This window comes from Bradyrhizobium sp. P2_E8, assembly GCF_056403875.1.
This window is the reverse complement of the sequence record NZ_JBFUES010001939.1, coordinates 1-508: the sequence shown is the minus strand read 5'-3', so window position 1 is coordinate 508 and position 508 is coordinate 1. Positions and strand designations below refer to the sequence as shown.

Sequence of the window (508 nt, the reverse complement as noted above, 5' to 3'; positions counted from 1 at the left end):
ATGGTCGGCAGTGATCCCGATCGCGATAAGTTCATATGCCGTGTCTGTTAGTGCATCGTCCTCCAGCATGGCGGCCTGGAACTCCAGAATGTCTGCCGCCTCACTCTGAATCGTCTTGATCTGCTCGGCGAGTTCCGCCCTCGCCCCCTCAATCGCCGACCGAAGCGCTGCAGCCTCCTGCTCCGGATCCTCGCTCGCCATTCGCCCGGCCACGGCCGCAGTCAGCACGGCGACCGGCCCGAACGCGAGGCCCGGCGATGCGGCACGGCCGATAAGTTGGATCTCTGCCACTGCTGTTAAGCCTCACCGAAACCGTCATGCACAAGCGCAAGCACGGCAGCAAGCGCCACCTCTCCGTCCGGTCCGGTGACCCGGAAATGCAGCGTCGCCCCCTGCGGAGCTTTTACACGCATCACCTTGACCGGACTCTTGGCATCCGTCCAAGGCCCGTCTCCAGAGAGGGCGAGTTCGATCTTTGCGGCAAACCTCTTCGCACACTGCGTGAGCT

General features: G+C 63.2%; 2 protein-coding genes. Both read right to left on the bottom strand.

Features of this window, described 5'->3' with window-relative positions; all coding sequences use genetic code 11:
• Positions 1-291 (bottom strand): phosphoenolpyruvate-utilizing N-terminal domain-containing protein (locus tag AC1D00_RS44815; RefSeq protein WP_477015176.1); only part of this gene is annotated, 291 nt, incomplete at its 3' end.
• Between the two features lie 5 nt (positions 292-296).
• Positions 297-508: HPr family phosphocarrier protein (locus AC1D00_RS44810; protein ID WP_477015175.1), on the bottom strand; the 212-nt coding region annotated here is incomplete at its 5' end.